The 17,862-nt window shown below is 66.2% G+C and carries 16 protein-coding genes; 6 read left to right on the top strand and 10 right to left on the bottom strand.

Annotated features, from left to right (window positions below):
• From CWS35_RS18690 to CWS35_RS18675, 4 genes are all read right to left on the bottom strand, one after another.
• On the bottom strand, positions 1-876 hold the full coding sequence (locus CWS35_RS18690; RefSeq protein WP_100953038.1) for a branched-chain amino acid ABC transporter permease: 876 nt from the start codon (positions 874-876) through the stop codon (positions 1-3).
• Between the two features lie 93 nt (positions 877-969).
• Entirely contained in the window at positions 970-2,193 is a 1,224-nt protein-coding gene (locus tag CWS35_RS18685) for an ABC transporter substrate-binding protein (protein ID WP_100953036.1), read from the bottom strand.
• A gap of 539 nt (positions 2,194-2,732) precedes the next feature.
• Entirely contained in the window at positions 2,733-4,328 is a 1,596-nt protein-coding gene (locus tag CWS35_RS18680) for an MDR family MFS transporter (protein ID WP_024579531.1), read from the bottom strand.
• A 177-nt stretch (positions 4,329-4,505) separates the two neighbouring features.
• Positions 4,506-5,030 (bottom strand): YcgN family cysteine cluster protein, encoded by a 525-nt coding sequence (locus CWS35_RS18675; protein ID WP_024579530.1) that lies wholly within the window; start codon positions 5,028-5,030, stop codon positions 4,506-4,508.
• A gap of 287 nt (positions 5,031-5,317) precedes the next feature.
• On the opposite strand from CWS35_RS18675, the gene CWS35_RS18670 reads away from it, so the two are divergent.
• Genes CWS35_RS18670 through CWS35_RS18660 form a run of 3 tightly spaced genes read left to right on the top strand, consistent with a single transcriptional unit; the run spans position 5,318 to position 8,803 of the window.
• Positions 5,318-7,603: a transglycosylase domain-containing protein gene (locus tag CWS35_RS18670; protein ID WP_100953034.1), complete on the top strand. Its 2,286-nt coding sequence runs from the start codon at positions 5,318-5,320 to the stop codon at positions 7,601-7,603.
• A gap of 1 nt (position 7,604) precedes the next feature.
• Positions 7,605-8,183, top strand: a complete 579-nt coding sequence (locus CWS35_RS18665) for a DUF1214 domain-containing protein (protein WP_024579528.1) — start codon at positions 7,605-7,607, stop codon at positions 8,181-8,183.
• The gene (locus CWS35_RS18660) at positions 8,180-8,803 is read left to right on the top strand and encodes a DUF1254 domain-containing protein (protein ID WP_100953032.1); all 624 of its coding nucleotides are present in this window, start codon (positions 8,180-8,182) and stop codon (positions 8,801-8,803) included. The genes CWS35_RS18665 and CWS35_RS18660 overlap by 4 nt, the downstream gene beginning before the upstream one ends.
• Here the strand turns inward: CWS35_RS18660 and CWS35_RS18655 are convergent, their stop codons facing one another.
• Positions 8,804-9,646 (bottom strand): MBL fold metallo-hydrolase, encoded by an 843-nt coding sequence (locus CWS35_RS18655; RefSeq protein ID WP_024579526.1) that lies wholly within the window; start codon positions 9,644-9,646, stop codon positions 8,804-8,806.
• Positions 9,647-9,737: 91 nt separating this feature from the next.
• Between CWS35_RS18655 and CWS35_RS18650 the strand changes: the two genes are divergently transcribed.
• Positions 9,738-10,598: a LysR family transcriptional regulator gene (locus CWS35_RS18650; protein WP_100953030.1), complete on the top strand. Its 861-nt coding sequence runs from the start codon at positions 9,738-9,740 to the stop codon at positions 10,596-10,598.
• Here CWS35_RS18650 and CWS35_RS18645 read toward each other — a convergent pair.
• Both CWS35_RS18645 and CWS35_RS18640 read right to left on the bottom strand, forming a co-directional pair.
• Complete coding sequence (locus CWS35_RS18645) at positions 10,595-11,362, bottom strand: hypothetical protein (protein WP_024579524.1); 768 nt, start codon at positions 11,360-11,362, stop codon at positions 10,595-10,597. The genes CWS35_RS18650 and CWS35_RS18645 overlap by 4 nt on opposite strands.
• Before the next feature lie 16 nt (positions 11,363-11,378).
• The gene (locus CWS35_RS18640) at positions 11,379-11,573 is read right to left on the bottom strand and encodes a hypothetical protein (protein ID WP_100953028.1); all 195 of its coding nucleotides are present in this window, start codon (positions 11,571-11,573) and stop codon (positions 11,379-11,381) included.
• A 255-nt stretch (positions 11,574-11,828) separates the two neighbouring features.
• Here CWS35_RS18640 and CWS35_RS18635 point away from each other — a divergent pair, with 255 nt between their 5' ends.
• Positions 11,829-12,800, top strand: a complete 972-nt coding sequence (locus CWS35_RS18635) for a DUF2336 domain-containing protein (protein ID WP_168226347.1) — start codon at positions 11,829-11,831, stop codon at positions 12,798-12,800.
• On the opposite strand, the gene CWS35_RS18630 is transcribed toward CWS35_RS18635, so the two are convergent.
• Positions 12,797-13,141, bottom strand: a complete 345-nt coding sequence (locus CWS35_RS18630; protein ID WP_024579521.1) for a DUF1491 family protein — start codon at positions 13,139-13,141, stop codon at positions 12,797-12,799. The two genes, CWS35_RS18635 and CWS35_RS18630, sit on opposite strands and share 4 nt — an antisense overlap.
• Before the next feature lie 224 nt (positions 13,142-13,365).
• On the opposite strand from CWS35_RS18630, the gene CWS35_RS18625 reads away from it, so the two are divergent.
• Positions 13,366-15,009, top strand: a complete 1,644-nt coding sequence (locus CWS35_RS18625) for an ankyrin repeat domain-containing protein (RefSeq protein WP_100953026.1) — start codon at positions 13,366-13,368, stop codon at positions 15,007-15,009.
• A gap of 9 nt (positions 15,010-15,018) precedes the next feature.
• On the opposite strand, the gene CWS35_RS18620 is transcribed toward CWS35_RS18625, so the two are convergent.
• Both CWS35_RS18620 and CWS35_RS18615 read right to left on the bottom strand, forming a co-directional pair.
• Entirely contained in the window at positions 15,019-15,768 is a 750-nt protein-coding gene (locus tag CWS35_RS18620; RefSeq protein WP_024579519.1) for a peptidoglycan-binding domain-containing protein, read from the bottom strand.
• Positions 15,761-17,563: a PAS domain-containing sensor histidine kinase gene (locus CWS35_RS18615; RefSeq protein WP_371682874.1), complete on the bottom strand. Its 1,803-nt coding sequence runs from the start codon at positions 17,561-17,563 to the stop codon at positions 15,761-15,763. The genes CWS35_RS18620 and CWS35_RS18615 overlap by 8 nt, the downstream gene beginning before the upstream one ends.
• Positions 17,564-17,862 lie beyond the last annotated feature (299 nt).

Below are 17,862 nucleotides of genomic sequence, written 5' to 3'. Positions count from 1 at the left end.
TCAGCGCCTCCCCAAGAGGCCTTGCGGCCGCAGATACATCACGAGCACCAGCAGCAGCAGCGCCGGAATGGTGCGGTAGGCGGGCGAGACCAGATAGGCGGTCAGGGTCTCGAGGTAGCCGACCACGAAGGCCGCGATCAGCGAGCCGGAAACGCTGCCGAGACCGCCGAGCACCACGATCGAGAACGCGCTCGCGGTCAGCGGCCCGACACTGTACGAGCTGACGCCGAGGAACATGCCGAGCAGCACGCCAGCGATGCCGGCCAGGATGCCGTAGATGCCCCACACCACGACATAGATCTGGGTGAGCTCGAGGCCGAGCAGCGTGACGCCGCGCGGATTCATCGAGGCAGCGAGCACCGCCTTGCCGGTCCGCGTGCGATTGACCAGCAGCCAGAGCAGCCCGATCACGAGACAGCAGACCACCGCGGTGAAGATGTTGTTGCGCGGGGTGCGGTTGCCGAAGATATCGACGACGCCCTCGACGATCGGCAGCACGGTCTTGGCATTGTTGGTGAAGAAATAGGCGATCAGTTCCTGGATCATGATGCCCCACAGCAGGGTGCCGGTGAGGACGAAGATTTCCTTCTCCTCGTTGGGGATCCGCCTCGAGTTCTGGATCGGCTTCACGACCGCGAAATAGGTCGCGAACGCCATGACCAGCGCGACCGCGACGCCGACCAGCGCGCCTGTGTAAATGTCGAGGTGCAGCACGCTCGCCGCAGCCCAGGCCGCGACCGCTGCGGCCACCATGATGGCACCGTGGGAGAGATTGAGAACGCCGGAGACACCGAAGATCAGGGTGAAGCCGGTCGCGCCGAGTGCATAGAGCGCACTGATGGCAAAGCCATCGATCAGGATTTGTAAGGCAAGCATCTCAAATTGGCCGCGGCAGCTGGCTGCCTGTTGTGGAGGACGCGGAACCGAAAAACCGATGCTCCCGGGAGGACCCGGGAGCATGATCTTCAATCAGTTCGTGGTGACCTTGACGAAGCTCGGGAATTTGAGGTCGCTCTTGGCGACCTCCTTCGGCCAGACCGCGACCTGCTTGCCGCCCTGCCACTGCAGCATCAATCCCGTGATCAGGCCCATGCCGTACTTGATCGAATGGGTGAACGGGTCGTCCTTGCCGTAGAACTGGACGCGGCCGATGGTGCCTTCCCAGTCGGTCTTCTCCAGCGCGTCGACCATCTTGTCGGCATCGACCGAGCCAGCGCGCTTCACCGCATCGGCGATGTAGTAAACCTCGTCATAGGCGGTATAGCCGGCATAGGACGGATAATTGCCGTAACGCTTCTTGAAGCCCTCCGCGAACGGCACCGACTTCGGCGTCACCGCGACGTTCGGACCGGACACGCCCTGATACAGCACGCCTTCCGCCGCGTCGTTGGTGTCCTTGCCGAAGGTCTCGTTGGTCGCCTGCGAGGAGATGCCGAACATCGGGATCGGGACCTGCTGGTTCTTCCACTGCACCGTCGGCTGCACGCCGACATGCGAGATGCCGGTGATGATCACGTCGGGCTTGGTGCCCTCGATCTTGTTGAAGATCGGCGTGAAGTCGGTGGTGTCGGGCGAGAAGCGGATATGGTCGACGACCTTGAGCCCGATCTTCGGCAGGCACTCCTCGTAGCCGACGTCGAGCGGCTTGGTCCAGGCCGCGTCCTCGCTCATGATGACCGCGGTCTTCATGTGCTTCTGATCGACCAGCAGATCCTTGGCGGCATCGCACACCGACAGTGCCAGCGCCGCCGAGGTCAGGTAGCCGTGGAAGGTGTACTTGTTCTTGTCGTAGTCGGCATGAACGCTCTTGCTGATCTCGTTGGAGGCCGCGCCGGGCGTGACGAACGGCGTCTTCAGCCGCGAGGCCCACGGCTCGAGCGCGAGCACGACCTCGGAGATGTAGCTCGCGATGACGACGTTGACCTTGTCCTCGTTGACGGCGCGCTGGAATGCACGCACCGAATCCGCCGAGGATGAATGGTTGTCGTAGCTGATGACCTCGATCTTGCGGCCGTCGATGCCACCCTTGGCGTTGATCTCGTCGGCGGCCATCTGGGCCGCCTGCGGGATCGATGCACCGGCAATCGCCTGCGCCTCGGCGATCACGCCGATCTTGAGGGTGTCGGCGGCCTGCGCCGCGTTGGGCGCGAGCGCCACAAGGCCCAAAGCGGCTGCTCCGGCGAATTGCTGCATCGCATGAAATGGCAGTCGCGATGTTCTTGTCACGCTGTTTCACTCCTCGTTTTATTGGGCTGCTTCGAGCTCTTGGGGCGGGACTATAGCTGCGACAAAATGCGCAGCAAGTGAAACCGCGCGCGGATCGCCATGCATGGACGACAACTAAAGTAGTGGGTCGGAGCAGACAGGCTGAATAAATATGAGGCAGCGGGGAATAAGAGTCGGGGGGCGAAAATCTCTCATGGCGTCATTTCCCGGTACGCAATTTCGTACCGGGAATGACGCGCGGAGAGACGCGAAACTGCATCCCCACCAAAGCTGTCATCCCCCGGCTTGACCAGGCGACGACACCGAACAAGTTGCATGACCGGGCAACATGTGCGCCGTCGTCCTGGCGAAAGCCAGGACCCATTACCCCAAATCTCAATTGTTGCACGACGCCGGGGCCGCTGTCCCGCTCAGCACCGAAGGCGGTGATTAAGGGTCCCCTGGCTTTCGCCAGGACCACGGATGACGGGCCTCGCCCGCAACTTCCGCTGCGACGTAAGCCCGCCCTACTCCGCCATCTCGACCGCGGGCCGCGTCGCAGGGCCGGCGAGCGGTCGCTCTTCCATCGTGATCATGCAGATCGCGGCGGTGGTCAGCAGCACGGCGGCAGCGCCGAACACGTAGCGGAAGGCGGTGATCATGTCGGCCATCGGAATCGCGTTGACGCTGCCGGCAGCCGCGGCGTGATGCTCGCCGGCGAGCGAGATGTCGGTGCCCAGCGTCATCAGCAGGATCGTGGTGAAGGCGGCGACCGTGAAGGAGGCCATCATCGCCCGGAAGAAGTTCATCGCGCCGGTCACGGTGCCGACCTGCGGTCGCGCCACCGCGTTCTGCAACGACACCACGCTGATCGGGAATGTGGTGCCGAGCCCGAGCGCGAACACGCTCATCAGGGTCAGCAAGCCCCACAGCGGCAGCGTCGTCACTGCCATGCCGACGGCGCAGATCGCAGCAACCGAGGTGCCGACGATCGCGACCCGCTTGTAGTGCTTGGCCTTCGCCATGGTCCGGCCGGCGATCGCCGCGCCGCAGGTCGAGATCGCCGCGAGCGGGATCAGCGCCAGGCCAGCCTCGCTGGCCGTGAGGTGATAGACCACCTCGTAATAGAGCGGCAGATGCACGGTGAGCCCGACCATGGCGCCGAGCGCGCAGCCGCCGGCGCCCATCGCGAACGGCACCACCGAGCCGCCGAGCAGCGACAGCGGCAGGAACGGCTCGTCGGCGCGGCGGGCGTGCCAGACGAAGGCGACGGCGAGCGCGATCGAGGCACCAATCATCGCGGTGATGGTCGGCGACAGCCAGGACAGGCGGGTTCCGCCCCATGTCAGCACCAGCATCAGCACGACAGCCGAGGCCATCAGCAGGATGCCGCCGAGCCAGTCGACCTTGCGCTTGCGGTGGAACACCGGGATCTTCTTCATCTTCGGCAGCAGCAGTGCCAGCGCGGCGGCCGCGAGCGGCAGGTTGATCCAGAAGATCATCGACCAGTGCAGATGTTCGGCGAACACGCCGCCGACCACCGGGCCGAGAATGCCGCCGGCCATCCAGACGCTGGAAAAATAGGCTTGGTAGCGGCCACGCTCGCGCGGGGTGACCACGTCGGAGATCACGGTCTGGACCACGGGCATGATGCCGCCGCCACCGAGCCCTTGCAGGCCGCGGGCAATGATCAGCATGGTCATGCTGGGCGCGATCGCGCACAGCACCGAGCCGACCACGAACAGGCTGAGCGAGGTGATGATCATGACGCGGCGGCCATAGATGTCGCTCAGCGTGCCGAACACCGGCGCGACCGCGGTCGACGCCAGCAGATAGGCCGTGATCACCCAGGAAAGATTGGTGACGTCGTGAAACTGGCGCCCGATCGTCGGCAACGCGGTTGCGACGATGGTCTGGTCGAGCGCGGCCAGGAACATCGTCAGCATCAGGCTGATCACGATGGTGCGGACTTCGTCCGGATTGAGCGGTGCCGGCGGCGCCAGCGGCGGCGCGTCGCTGAGTTCGATCACCTCGCTCGGAAGGTGGGACAGCTCTTCGGCAATCTCGTCAGGCAATGTCGATTGGTCGGCAGGAAAACGGCTCTGCCGTTCATACTTGTTCATTTGGGGCGTAATGCTGCTGCGCGGGCGCGTCCCGCGAGGGAATCATTCTCTGACCCGCAATTTATGCAGCAATTCGCTGCTGAGGCAGGCACCCCAGCGCATGGGTGCATCCCACGGCGATGTTCTCGCGATGACGTGATTGCAGGCCGGCCGACGACGGCGGCGGCAACGTCATCTTCACGTCTTGGAGAGCTTCGGCCGCTTCTTCAATTGTGCCCGCTTCGGCAGCAGGGCCGGCCAGCGCACAATATGATCCTCGAGATCGGCGTCGTTGACGTCGAGCTCGGTGCCCTCCACCCGCCCGCGCACCGAGACGCCGGCCTCATGGACCGTGTTGGGATCTCCCGAGATCAGGGGATGCCACCAATAAAGGTCCCGCCCCTCGGCGACGAGCCGGTAACCGCAGCTCGGCGGCAGCCAGTTCAAGGTCCGGACGTTTTCCGGGGTCAGGCGGACGCAATCCGGGACCTGCTCGGAGCGGTTCGGATAGTCCTTGCAGGCGCACAGGCCGGAATCGAGCAGCTTGCAGGAGATATGGGTGAAGTAGATCTTGCCGGTGTCCTCGTCCTCGAGCTTCTCCAGGCAGCACCGTGCGCAGCCGTCACACAGGCTCTCCCATTCGGCGCTGGACATCTGTTCCAACGTCTTGGTTTTCCAGAAGAATCCTTCCTGGCCCGACGGGCGCTTGGGCGGTGCGGTCATGCTATTCCTGAAATGGCGGTGCCACTCTTCTTGGGATGCCGGCGGCGGGTGCGCAAGGGGGTGCGAATGCGGGGTCGCAAAAGGCGGTGGGCAGCGTTAGGGCTTTCATTAAATTCACAAGCCGCGCCATTGGTTTATGGCAGCCGCTCGGTTAGAACGAGGAACGAGTCCCCAACGACGCAAAAGCGCCTTGGGATTGCCGCAACATCGAAGCAAGACGCTGACCTGCGCCCGGTTGGGGCGCCCGCAGCGCTGTCGAACTGATCAAGGGTCCGGTCCTTCAGATCATGCCGTCGCATTGGAAACAGAAGGTCCGGAACTTCTTCCTGGACCTCGATGCGCGTATCGACTCGACGCTGTTCTCGTCGGGCAAGGGCCTGCGCGAGCTCTACGAGCGCTATTCCACCTTCATGGACCGCTTCTATGTCGGCCGCTGGAAGCGCTGGGTGTTCATCGAGCCGCTGTCGGAAGCCGCGACCATCGGGCTCGGCGGGATGATCCTGATGCTGACGCTGGCGATCCCGGCCTTCCGCGAGACCGCCGACGAGGACTGGCTGAAGAAATCAGACCTCGCGGTCACCTTCCTCGACCGCTACGGCAACCCGATCGGCAGCCGCGGCATCAAGCATAATGACTCGATCCCGCTTGAAGATTTCCCGGACAATCTGATCAAGGCGACGCTGGCGACCGAAGACCGCCGCTTCTATGACCATTTCGGCATCGACATTCCGGGTCTCGCCCGCGCGCTGGTCACCAACGCGCAGGCCGGCGGCGTCCGCCAGGGTGGTTCGTCGATCACCCAGCAGCTCGCCAAGAATTTGTTCCTGAACAATGAGCGCACCATCGAGCGCAAGGTGAAGGAAGCCTTCCTCGCGATCTGGCTCGAGACGCGGCTGACCAAGAACGAGATCCTGAAGCTCTATCTCGACCGCGCCTATATGGGCGGCGGCACGTTCGGCGTCGACGGCGCCGCTCATTTCTACTTCAACAAGTCGGTGCGCGACGTGAACCTCGCGGAAGCCGCGATGCTCGCCGGCCTGTTCAAGGCGCCGACCAAATACGCCCCGCACATCAACCTGCCCGCCGCGCGTGCCCGCGCCAATGTCGTGCTCGACAATCTGGTCGACGCCGGCTTCATGACCGAGGGCCAGGTGTTCGGCGCCCGCCGCAACCCGGCGGTCGCGGTCGACCGGCGCGACGAGAACTCGCCGAACTACTATCTCGACTACGCCTTCGACGAGATGCGCAAGCTGGTCGACACCTTCCCGAAATCCTACACCGAGCGCGTCTTCGTGGTCCGCACCGCGATCGACATGAACGTGCAGCACGCGGCCGAGGAAGCGATCGAGAACCAGCTCCGCCAGTTCGGCCGCGACTATCACGCGACGCAGGCGGCAACCGTGGTGTCCGATCTCGACGGCGGCATCCGCGCCATGGTCGGCGGCCGCGATTACGGCTCGAGCCAGTTCAACCGCGCCACCGACGCCTATCGGCAGCCCGGCTCGTCGTTCAAGCCCTATGTCTACACCACGGCGCTGCTGAACGGCTTCACGCCGAACTCCAAGATCGTCGACGGCCCGGTCTGCATCGGCAATTGGTGCCCGCAGAACTATGGCCATTCCTATTCGGGTCAGGTCACGCTGACCCAGGCGATCACCCGCTCGATCAACGTGGTGCCGGTGAAGCTCTCGATCATGCTCGGCGGCAAGGAAGGACCGAAAGCGGGCCGCGCCAAGATCCTCGAGGTCGCGCGGCGCTTCGGCCTCACGGCGCCGCTACCCGATACGCCGTCGATGCCGATCGGCTCCGACGAAGTCACGGTGCTGGAGCATGCGGTGGCCTATGCGACGTTCCCGAACCGCGGCAAGGCGGTGACGCCGCATTCGGTGCTCGAGGTGCGCACCGGTGCCGGCGATCTGGTGTGGCGCTGGGACCGCGACGGCCCGAAGCCGCGGCAAGCCATCCCGCCGAACATCGCCGCCGACATGGCCGGCATGATGAGCCACGTGGTCAGCGAAGGCACCGCGCGCCGCGCCGCGCTCGACGGCATTCCGACCGCGGGCAAGACCGGCACCACCAACGCCTATCGCGACGCCTGGTTCGTCGGCTACACCGGCAACTTCACCTGCGCGGTGTGGTACGGCAATGACGACTATTCGCCGACCAACCGCATGACCGGCGGCTCGCTGCCGGCGCAGACCTGGCACGACATCATGGTGGCCGCGCATCAAGGCGTGGAAGTGCGCGAGCTCAACGGGGTCGGCATGGGCCAGAAGCTGCCGCCACAGCCGGCGCAGGCCAATGCCCAGGCCAACGCGGGGCCACGCGTCCTGGAGACCAAGCCGGGCCCGCCGCCGGTGCTGACCAAGCGCGGTGCCGACATCCTGGTGCGGGTCGAGAAGCTGCTCGACGACGCCGCGCGGAGCAACGACAAGTCCACCGGCAAGGCCACGCTGAACGAACCGTCGAAAGCCGGCAAGCCGGAATCCTCGAGCGCGCTGGCGTTCCCCGAAAACTACGTTGCCGCGGCCGGGCCGGACGGCGCGACAACGGCTGCGCCACGCAAGAACTGACGTGCGGCTCCTCCTCTCAACCCTGCTGGCCCTCATCATCGCCACCGCCGTCGGCCTCGGCCTGACCTACGCGACGGCGACGCGCGGCACCGATCTCGGCACGCTGAAGATCGGCGCCTGGACGGCGCGGCCGAAGAACGGCACCTCCGACGTCGATCCCTATTCGCGCGCCACCATCGCGCGCAGCGGCGAGCTGCCGATCGGCACCGGCGACGGCATCGCGTTCTCGGCGACCACTGACGACAAGAACAAGCCACTCGACGGCCGCTGCGACATCGTGGTCAGCGGCGTGACGCCGGCGGCGCGGTTCTGGACGCTGACGCTGTTCGATCGCAAGGGCCACCTGGTGGCGAATTCGCTGCAACGCTACGGCTTCACCAGCCAGGAGATCATGCGCGCCTCCGACGGCACCTTCGAGATCCACATCGCTTCGCGCTCGCGCGCCGGCAACTGGCTGCCGACCGGCGGCATCGAGCGCTACGCGCTGATGCTGCGGCTCTACGACACGCCGGTCGGGGTCGCGACCCGCACCCAGCGCGACGCGCCGATGCCCGCGATCACGACGACAGGCTGCCCATGATCCGCGTGCTGTTCACCATCCTCGCAGGTGTGCTGCTCGGCGGCGTGGTGCACCTCGTCAGCGTGCTGGCGCTGCCGCGCATCGCCTCGCAGGACGCCTATTCGCGGCTGACGCCGGTGACCAAGCTGAACGAGGTGACGCAGTTGCCGCTGGCCGACCCGAGCCATGCTCCGATGCCGCTGATGGATCCGGCCTTCGCGGTGGCGATCTGCCGCTACGATCTCTCCACCGGGCCGCTCAAGCTCACCGTGCCGGTCAGCCAGGCCTATACGTCGGTGTCGTTCTACACCCGCAACGAGGTCGCCTATTACGCGATCAACGACCGCTCCGCCGGCAAGAAGGTAATCGAGCTCGACCTGATGACGGAAGCCCAGCACAACGAGCTGCCGGAGGACGAGGACGTCACCGCCGCCGACCGGCTGATCATCGACTCGCCGACCGAGACCGGCCTGATCCTCCTAAAGGCGCTGGCGCCGGAGCCCGGGCTGATGCCGCAAGCGCAGGCCTCGCTTGCGGCGTCGTCGTGCAAGGTGCAGGCCGAGCCCATCGCCGCCAAGCCGGACGCGACACCGCCTCCTTTGCCTGCGCCAGCCCCGCCGCCCGCGGCACGGAAGCGCTAGCTAACTCGCTGCGAGCGCGTGCCGGCCGCAGCGGCAGGTCTCGTAGTCGACGGGATCGTGGCTGTTGACGATCGTGACCTCGGCGCCATGCGCCGCCTTCAATTGCCGCAGCCGCTCCTGGTTCTGGATCCGCGTCGCGCGATCCATGTCGGCGCGGCGCTGGAACAGGCCGAGCACCAGCGGGATCCGCGGCGTTGCATCGAGCTGCGCGTGGTGGAAATAGGCATCACCGGCGTGCAGCAGCCATCCGTCCCTGTCGCGCACCGCAATGCCGCAATGGCCCAGCGTGTGGCCGGGCAGCGGGACCATCAGAATGTCCGGCTCGCGATCGCCGAGCGCACGCACGCCCTTGAAACCGAACCAGTCCTCGCCGTCGTCGCCGTAGAACGTCCAGTCCGGCCCGTGCTGCCACTGCGCCGTGACGTAGCGCCCCACGGGCGGCGCGACCCGATGCGTCACCGCCATGTCGTATTCCCTGCGATGGACATGCACTTTGGCCTTCGGAAAGTCCGGCACGCCGCCGGCATGGTCGCGATCGAGATGGGTCAGCAGCAGATGGCGCACGTCGTCGGGCGCGAAGCCGAGCGCCTTGACCTGCCGGACGGCGGTCTCGGCCGGATCGAGCCGCGGTGTGGTCCGCCGCACCCATTTGCGGCCGAGCCGCGGCGGGTCCGCGATGTCGCCAAGCCCGATCCCGGTGTCGATCAGCACGAGGCCGTCATCGCTCTCGACCAACAGGCAGTGACAGACCATCCGCCCGCGCTGGAAGATGCTGCCGCTGCCGTTCACGAGCCGCTTGCCGATCGGGCACATGGTGCCGGTGTTGAGATGGTGGATGCGCATGACCAGTCCTCCGCTGAAACCAGTGCAGGCTTGCCACTCGCCGCTCCATAGGTAAAATATTGTCTATCTATCTCTACGATAGGATATGCCTATGGATATCCGCGAACTCCGCTATTTCGCCGCGGTTTACCGCGAGCGCAACCTGACGGCCGCGGCGAAGCGCTGCTTCATCTCGCAGCCGTCGATCTCGGCGGCGATCACCAACCTCGAGGCCGAGCTCGGCACCACGCTGTTCATCCGGCACAAGAAGGGGATGGCGCCGACGGAGTCCGCCGCGCAATTCCACGGCATCGCCCGCAAGATCATCGACGAGGCGGATGCGGCGCGAAACCTGTTCCGCAAGCCGGCGACGACGCAGGCATTGACGCTCGGCCTGTTGCGGACGCTCGATCAGGCCCGGACCATCGCCCTGCTGAAGCCGCTGACCGGCAATGCCGATCTCGCGCTTCGGCTGGTCGGCGCCAACGAGACGGCCGACGCGCGGATCGTCGCGAAGACCATGATCAACGCGGTCGAGCACTTCATCCCGCTATGGAGCGAGCGCTACGTCGCGGCACTGCCGCCGTCGCATCCCCTTACCCTGAAGGATCGACTTCGTACCGCTGACTTCGCTGATGTTCCGATGATCGACCGCTGCCATTGCGAACAGCAGGAGTTCTTCAAGCGCAGCTCGCCGCGGCGCAGGCCGGTGGCGATCGCGGAATCCGAGGAATGGGCGATGGCATTGGTTGCGGCCGGGGTCGGCGTCGCGATCGTTCCCGAAGGCGTGGCGCGCGGCAATCCCGACGTCGCGATGCGTGCGATCGATGTCGATGTCACGCGCCAGGTCGGCCTCGCCTACCCATCGGCGCAGCCGCCCTCCGATGCGCTGAAGCAGTTCATTGCGAGCCTGCCCCGACAACCGGGCAGTCGCCGCGTCACGTCGGCCACAAAGAGAATGAAGCGCGCCTAGCCCTTCGAGACCACGGCCTGGCCCGCGACCGGCGCGGAGACCAGCGGCGCATTGGCGGTGAGCCGGGCGAGCTCGTTGATCTGGCGGTCGGCGTCGGCGGCCATGCCGTCGGGCGCCTGGATCACCAGCCGCTCCAGCGCCCAGCGATAGGACGAGATCCGCCGCTCCAGGCTTTGCTGGACCCACTGCACGATCAGCGTGTTCTCTTCCATCCGCGCCACCGCATCGGCCTTCTCGCGCGGCGACAGGTCGGAGATCACGTTGAGGCTGGCATTGCGCTTGCGGTCGAGCTCGATCACCTGGATCGCGGTGGCGAAGAACGGCTCGAACCGGGTGATGTCGTCGCGCACCTCGTCGATCAGCAGCGAATAGCGCGAGGCGAAGGAACGATGCGGCTCGTCGATCAGATTGCGGCCATAGGCGGTGCGATCGAACACCACCTTCTGCCGCCAGGGCGCGGGCAGCGGCTGGTAGTCGCCGAACACGCTCTTCCACGCCGGCCGCGACAGCGGCGGCTCGATGAACTGATAGGCGAGATCGCGCAGCTGACGTTCTTGTTCGGTGAGCTGGAACTGCGAGGCCTTCTTGCCGACGCTGCCGGTCGCCTCCGCGCCCATCCAGCGATGCATGTCGTCGTTGCGGAAATCGGCGCGGGTGCGGCCGAAATCGCCGCCGCTACAGCCTGCGAGCGCCGAGCCCGCCAGCAGCAGGATCAGCGCCGGAAGAGACCGCCGACCAGCGGTCCGTTGCGCAAGCTCCGGCATCGCACGATGTCCGTGATCAGGAGCGGCGACGGCGACGGCGGCCCTGCGCAGTCCCCTGCTCCGGTCCGCGACCACCGCCGGTCTCCTCGGTCGTTCGTTCGATCCGCACGACGGGAAGGATCAGCACGGTTCCCATGCCTTCGCCGGCAGCGCCGGCCATGCTTGGCCGCCCCGCAGCCGCATCCGCCGGAAACTCAACGATGGTGCCCATGTTCCGTTCTCTCTGGCCCCGCACGGACATGATTTGCCCCGCGCCCGCCGAGTTAAGAACGCGTATGGTTAACGGCATCTTAACCGGCCGATACGGACGGTTACGGATCTGGCGCTGTGCCCTATGGGACACGCAAATTCGAGCAGAGGCCTTCACGGCTTGTTTTCCTTAACCACCTCTTAAAGCAGCCTGCGTAGGCTCGTTGCCACAGGGTTTTTCAAACCGAATCTTACTGGCAAGTCGCGTACGCCCGAGATGAGCGCAGCTCCGCTATTTCCTGGTTTCGATGGGCTGATGACGCTCTCGCGCCGTGAGGGCGTCGACATCCGCCCCACTTTGCTGCGTGTCCTGACCGACCTCTATGTGCAGGCGAGCGCGCACTCCAAAGATGAAGAACGTCAGTTCGTCGAGTTGACGTCGCGCCTGATCGACGAGGTCGATGACGCGACCCGTGCTGCCGTCCGCGCGCGGCTGGCGATCTATCCGGCGACGCCCGCTGCGATCATGGACAAGCTCGGCCTGCGACGCGTTGATCCCGACCAGCCTGTGCCGACGGCTGCTGCAATTCCCGCGGCGGCGCCGTCGACGCAGCCCGCCAGGATCCCGACCGAAGCCGAGTTGCGGATGGCGGCGAGCCTTGCGATGCGGCCGACCGATGCCGCCGAAATCTCCGACATGTTCTTTGCCGCCAACGCCAAGGAGCGCGCGCAGATCCTGCATAATCTGCAGGAGACGCGGCTGAAGGCCGCGGCAAGGATTCCGGCCGCACGCGCCGCGCGCGCGATCCATATCCTGGAGATGGCGGCGTTCGCCGAGGACATCGACAATTTCACGCTCGAGCTCGGCGAGGCGTTGATCCTGCCGTCGCGGATCGCCGCCGAGGTGGTCAACGATCCCGGCGGGGAGCCGCTCGCCTGCGCGATGCGGGCGCTTGAAATGTCGAGCGCAGCGTTCCAGCGCATCCTGATGTTCCTCAATCCGGAAGCCGGCTCGTCGGTCAACTATGTCTACCGGTTGTCGCGGCTGTACGATCGGCTCAGCGAGCGCTCCGCGCTGGTGATGTTGGCGGCATGGCGCGGCTCGACCATGGCGGTGGCCCGCGCCAAATATCGCTCGTCGCTCTATGATGACGAGCGCCATCGCGTGCGAGCCGCACCGACGCAGGCGCGACCGGCCGTACAGCCCGGCAGCACGCCGGCGATCCGCAATCAGAAGTCTGGAAGTTAGCTCTTCGCCAGATCGAGGAAGTGCCGTCCGGCGCGATCCTCGGTCTCGACGATCCAGGCGTCGGGATCGAAGCGCAATTCCTTGGTCAAGCGCTCTTCGACCGAAGGCTCGGGCACCGGCTGCGGCGCAGTCGGCACGAACAGCCGCTCGGCCGGACGGCTGTCGTCGTAGACCGTCTGCGGCGCCGGCGTATACAGCATCGCATTGCCATCCATCAGCGCGACCTTGACGAATACCGCCCCGGCCTCCTCGGCGCCCTTCTTGCGGATCGCGCCAAAGACGCCTTCGGTCTGGCAGCGGCGCAGATAGGCCGCGACCCAAATGCTGGTTTTCAATCGCATGCGCGACCTATAGGCCAGCGACGGCGGCCCGTCCAATTGTCACAGATGCGGCCGACGCTGGCGGGTTGACCGTCACGCCAACCGCCCATATCCTTCACGTCGCGGTGCAAGCCGCGCCCGGGTCCACGGAAAGGGTCGAACCCACTTGCAACATTGATGCGGCAAATCAAGCCTTTGTGCAGCCGGTTTTGTGGACCATCGGCCATTGATGCACGGAGGTTTTCATGGACCGATCGCCCGCGCGATTGAATCTCGAACATCTGAAGAAGCAGGCCAAGGAGCTGATCCGTCTTTACCGGCGGCAAGCCCCGGAGGCACTTTCCCGATTCCGTCGATCGCTGCCGTCGGCGTCCGGGCGCAGCGACGCTGACATCATCGCGCTCAATCTCCGGCTCCACGACGCGCAGTCCTGCATCGCGCGCGATCTTGGCTTTGCCTCCTGGCCCAACCTGCGGCGCTATGTCGAGGCGCAATTGCCGCCGGGCAAGAGCAAGGCCGATCGCGTGCGGCGCTGGCTCCAGCTCGTCTACGCCAGCGATATCGACGGCGGCTCGAATCGCGCCCACCCGCGCGTGGCCGCACGCATGCTCGCCGAGGATCCCGGCCTCGTCGCCGGCGATCCCTACCTCGCCTGCGCCGTGGGCGACGAAGCAGCGGTTCAACAGGCGGCGGCCAACGATCCTGCCTGGGTCAATCGCGCCGGCGGACCGCTGCGATTGCCGCCGCTGGTCGCGGTCGCGCATTCCAGCCTGCTGCAGCTTCCCGGGTTCCAGCCGCGGCTGCTTCGCTGCGCCCGCCTGCTGCTGCAGGCTGGTGCCGATCCCAACCAGAGGATCGGCAGCCGCTGGCCGCCCGGCACGCTCGCGGCACCCGACGACAGCAATCCGCTGTCGGCGCTCTATGGCGCCGCCGGCCAGAACCACGATCTCGAACTGACCAGACTGTTGCTCGAGGCCGGCGGCGATCCGAACGACGGAGAGTCGCTGTATCACTCGCTGGACGCCTTCGTGACGACGGGCATTCTGCTCGAACACGGCGCGCGGATTCCCGAGGCCTATGCGATGTACAAGGTGCTCGACACCGAGAACGTGGCTGCGCTCGCGCTCCTGCTGCAACACGGCGGCAATCCGAACGAGCCTGCCCGCAACGCCCCCACGAGCGATTCCGGCTCACCGCTGATGTGGGCCATTCGGCGGCGACGATCCCGCCGATGTATCGCGATGCTGCTTGACGCCGGCGCCGACCCGCACGCGGCGACTCCCAATGGTGTCAGCGCGTACCGCTACGCGCTACAGTTCGGCCTGAGCGAGGTCGCCGAGTTGCTGCGCGAACGCGCTGGCGCCGAACCACTCACCGACGACGAGCTGTTTGTCGCCGCCTGTACGAGCGGCAATGAAAGGGAAGCACGGCAGATCCGGGCCGCCCGACCCGACCTTCCGGCCACACTGTCGCCGCAGCAATTGCGCCTGCTGCCCGAACTCGCGGCGGCAGGAGCCGACGACGCGGTGCGGCTGATGGTCGAACTCGGCTGGCCCATCGCGGTGCGCGCCGGCGACTGGGACGCCTCCGCGCTCAATCACGCGGTTTTCCGCGGCAATGCCGGACTGACACGCTTCCTGCTCGAGCATGGCGCGCAATGGACCGAGCAGCACGGCTTCGGCGATAACGCCTCCGGTTCATTGTCGTGGGCATCCTGCAACGAACCGGTCGAGGACGGCGACTGGGCGGGCTGCGCGCAGGCGCTGCTCGATCACGGCATGCCGCATGGAATTCCGGATCGCGACGATCCGGAATGGCTTCTGGTCGCAGGGCGGAAGAAGCTGTTCTCCGACGAGGTCAGAGAGGTGCTGCTCGGCGACGCGGCGTGAGGCGCCGGTCTATTCGATCGGCCGGCCGATCATGGTGGTGAGTTCGTGCACCAGGCGATCGGACATTTGCCCGGTCACCGGCAGCTTGCGGGCGCGCTCGAACTTGGCGATCGCGGTCTGGGTATCGGCCCCGATCGTACCGGTCGGCTTGAGCTGGCCGTAGCCATACTCGGTCAGCGTCCGCTGGACCGCGGCGATCCGCCGCCCGGCCGGGCTGAGATGCGCGGTCGGGATCGGCGCCGGCGGACGAAGTGCGTTCGACGGTGCGGCCGCCGGCGGCGCGGCGGTCGACTTCAAGACCAGGTTGGCCATGGGATCGACCGGCTTCGCTTCGACCGGCTTTGCTTCAACCGGTTTGGGCTCAACCGCTCTGGTCTCGACCGGCCTCGTCTCGACCGGCTTCACATCGACCGGCTTCGGCGTATCCAGCACGGCCGTCTCGGCTGACCGCGCGGCGGCCTCCGCCGGGCGCGGACGCGGTAGCGGATTGGCGGCCGCGGCAACCGGGGCCGGCGGCGGCAACGTCACCACCGAACCGCCGAACATCGGCGACGGATGCCGCCCCGCCTGCAAAAACAGCGCATTGATCAGGATAGCGATGATGGCCGAGGCCGCCAGCACGCCCGCGACGAGATCCTTCGGACTGTGCAGCAGCAGGCGCAGGACGAGGCCACGTTCCTCCTCGACCGCGATGGCCGCTGCCTTGGCGCCGCGGCGACGGCGCGGCGTTTCATCGTCATCCAAAGTCTGTCTAGGCACTCTTCTTCACCTGATGGGTTTGCTCTTGTAGTCCGGAGCGCAGCGCGGGCTTCAGCGTCGAGACATTGCTGGTCGGCTCGATCGCTACTGGCGGCGTGAACGCCAGCGGCAGCGCGACCGACACGATGGTGCCCTCGTCCACCTTGCTCTCCACATTCATCTCGCCGTGGTGCAGGCCAACCAACCCCTTGACGATGGACAGGCCGAGGCCGGTGCCTTCGTGGCGGCGCTGATAGGTCTTGCCGGCCTGGAAGAACGGATCGCCGATCCGCTTCAGGTCGTCGGCGGCGATGCCGACGCCCGTGTCCGAGACGCGCAGCACCAGCCGCGATCCCTCGGCACTGGCCGACACCGTCACCTTGCCGCCGCGCTCGGTGAACTTGATGGCATTGGAGACCAGATTGAGCACGATCTGCTTGAACGCGCGCGGATCGCCGTTCACGATCGGCAGGTCGTCGGGCACGCGGGTGACGAGGTCGACGCCGACCTCGCGCGCCTTCAGCGCCACCAGGTTGCAGCAATTCAGCAGCGCCGGCCGCGGCGCGAACGGCTCCGGCGAAATCTCGAAATTGCCGGACTCCATCTTCGACATGTCGAGGATGCCGTTGACCACCGACAGCAGGTGCTGGCCGGAATCGTTGATGAGCTGCGCGTACTCCTTGCGGCGGGCGACGTCGAGCCCGAGCACGTCCTCCTGCGCGATCATCTCGGAGAAGCCGATGATGGCATTGAGCGGCGTGCGCAGCTCGTGGCTCATGGTGGCGAGGAAGCGGGTCTTCGACGCGTCGGCCTGCTCGGCCGCGTTGCGGGCCTGTTCGAGCGCCTGCTCCTGCACCTTGCGATCGGTGACGTCGCGGATCACGGCAACCACCTCGGCATCGGCCGAGGTCTGATCGAGCGCGCGGCAGCGCATCTCCGCCCAGATGAATTCGGCCGCGCTCTCGCCCCGCGCAGCATCCCGGCGCACGCGGAACTCGACGCTGCGGGGCTCGCCGCGAGCCGCGTCCGACAGCGCTGTGAGATAGGCCGGGCGATCGGCGACATGAACGCGGTCGAACAGGCCGTGGCCCAGCAGCCGCGAGGCCGGCACGCCGAGCATGATCTCGGCGGCGGGTGAAATGAAGCGCACGGCGCCGTTGCGGCGGTGCCGCGACAGCACGTCGCTCATGTTATGCGCGAGCAGGCGGTAACGCTCTTCCTCGACATAGAGCAGCGCGACGCTGGTGCGCGCCAGCGACTCCGCGCCGAAGGCGAGCCCGGCCGCGTAGAACACCGCCGACACCAGGCCGAAACCGACCAGCGTGGTGTTTGAGGCAACCGCGGGATCGACCAGCGGCAGCACATGATAGTGGCCGAGCACGCTCAGCAGCGCCGCGCAGGTCATCGCCAGCGCGAACGCGAAGGCGACCACGCGCCGCGAGGCCGACAGCGCCGCCTCGATCGGAATCACGACGAGCCAGACCGCGGCGAACGACGTGATGCCGCCGGTGGTTGCCGCGATCATCATCACGAGACCGGCGAGCGCCAGCGACGACAGCACATGCGCGCCTTCGTAGCGGCCGGTGCGCGACAGGAACCAGGACAACAGGATCGGTGCGATCAGCCAGGCGAATGCCGCGACCTCGATCGCCGACGGCGCGCCGCGCATCGCCAGGAAGGCCGGGAAGGATGCCAGCGCCGCCAGACTACCGAGCAGCCGCGGCGCCATGAAGGCACGATGCCGCGCACGCGTCAGCGCATCATATTGCGCCGACGGATGCAGCAGCGCATCCAGGCAATCGCGGAACAAACTCAAACTATTCACAGCACTCGCGCTTCGGCTCGATCGTCGGACAGACGCGCCGGAACGCCTCCTTCGTGATTGCAGGTCAACGTGTCAGAGCGAACTTAAGCGAACGCTAAGGCGGGCCGGCCTGCTGCCAAACACCGTGCATTGCCGAGGTATCGACGCGGCTATTCACCGGGCATTTGTCCGGGATGGTGAACGGCTGGTTTCCGGATGCGGCGATCTATGGTTTCGAAATGGTGGACGCGGTGCATCAAGCGCATGTGAGAGCCGTCAGCCGCCATCAATCGAAAATTTACGGCGAATCA

Source organism: Bradyrhizobium sp. SK17, assembly GCF_002831585.1.
In the GTDB taxonomy this organism is placed as follows: Bacteria; Pseudomonadota; Alphaproteobacteria; order Rhizobiales; family Xanthobacteraceae; genus Bradyrhizobium.
This window is presented reverse-complemented; position numbering and strand designations above follow the sequence as displayed.

What these genes read in the sequence shown, in the direction of transcription:
- CWS35_RS18670 (WP_100953034.1), top strand. Translation starts at nt 5,318, where the DNA reads ATGCCGTCGCATTGGAAACAGAAGGTCCGGAACTTCTTCCTGGACCTC.
- CWS35_RS18680 (WP_024579531.1), bottom strand. Translation starts at nt 4,328, where the DNA reads ATGAACAAGTATGAACGGCAGAGCCGTTTTCCTGCCGACCAATCGACA.
- CWS35_RS18650 (WP_100953030.1), top strand. Translation starts at nt 9,738, where the DNA reads ATGGATATCCGCGAACTCCGCTATTTCGCCGCGGTTTACCGCGAGCGC.
- CWS35_RS18655 (WP_024579526.1), bottom strand. Translation starts at nt 9,646, where the DNA reads ATGCGCATCCACCATCTCAACACCGGCACCATGTGCCCGATCGGCAAG.
- CWS35_RS18630 (WP_024579521.1), bottom strand. Translation starts at nt 13,141, where the DNA reads ATGCGATTGAAAACCAGCATTTGGGTCGCGGCCTATCTGCGCCGCTGC.
- CWS35_RS18625 (WP_100953026.1), top strand. Translation starts at nt 13,366, where the DNA reads ATGGACCGATCGCCCGCGCGATTGAATCTCGAACATCTGAAGAAGCAG.
- CWS35_RS18690 (WP_100953038.1), bottom strand. Translation starts at nt 876, where the DNA reads ATGCTTGCCTTACAAATCCTGATCGATGGCTTTGCCATCAGTGCGCTC.
- CWS35_RS18685 (WP_100953036.1), bottom strand. Translation starts at nt 2,193, where the DNA reads ATGCAGCAATTCGCCGGAGCAGCCGCTTTGGGCCTTGTGGCGCTCGCG.
- CWS35_RS18640 (WP_100953028.1), bottom strand. Translation starts at nt 11,573, where the DNA reads ATGGGCACCATCGTTGAGTTTCCGGCGGATGCGGCTGCGGGGCGGCCA.
- CWS35_RS18645 (WP_024579524.1), bottom strand. Translation starts at nt 11,362, where the DNA reads ATGCCGGAGCTTGCGCAACGGACCGCTGGTCGGCGGTCTCTTCCGGCG.
- CWS35_RS18635 (WP_168226347.1), top strand. Translation starts at nt 11,829, where the DNA reads ATGAGCGCAGCTCCGCTATTTCCTGGTTTCGATGGGCTGATGACGCTC.
- CWS35_RS18660 (WP_100953032.1), top strand. Translation starts at nt 8,180, where the DNA reads ATGATCCGCGTGCTGTTCACCATCCTCGCAGGTGTGCTGCTCGGCGGC.
- CWS35_RS18675 (WP_024579530.1), bottom strand. Translation starts at nt 5,030, where the DNA reads ATGACCGCACCGCCCAAGCGCCCGTCGGGCCAGGAAGGATTCTTCTGG.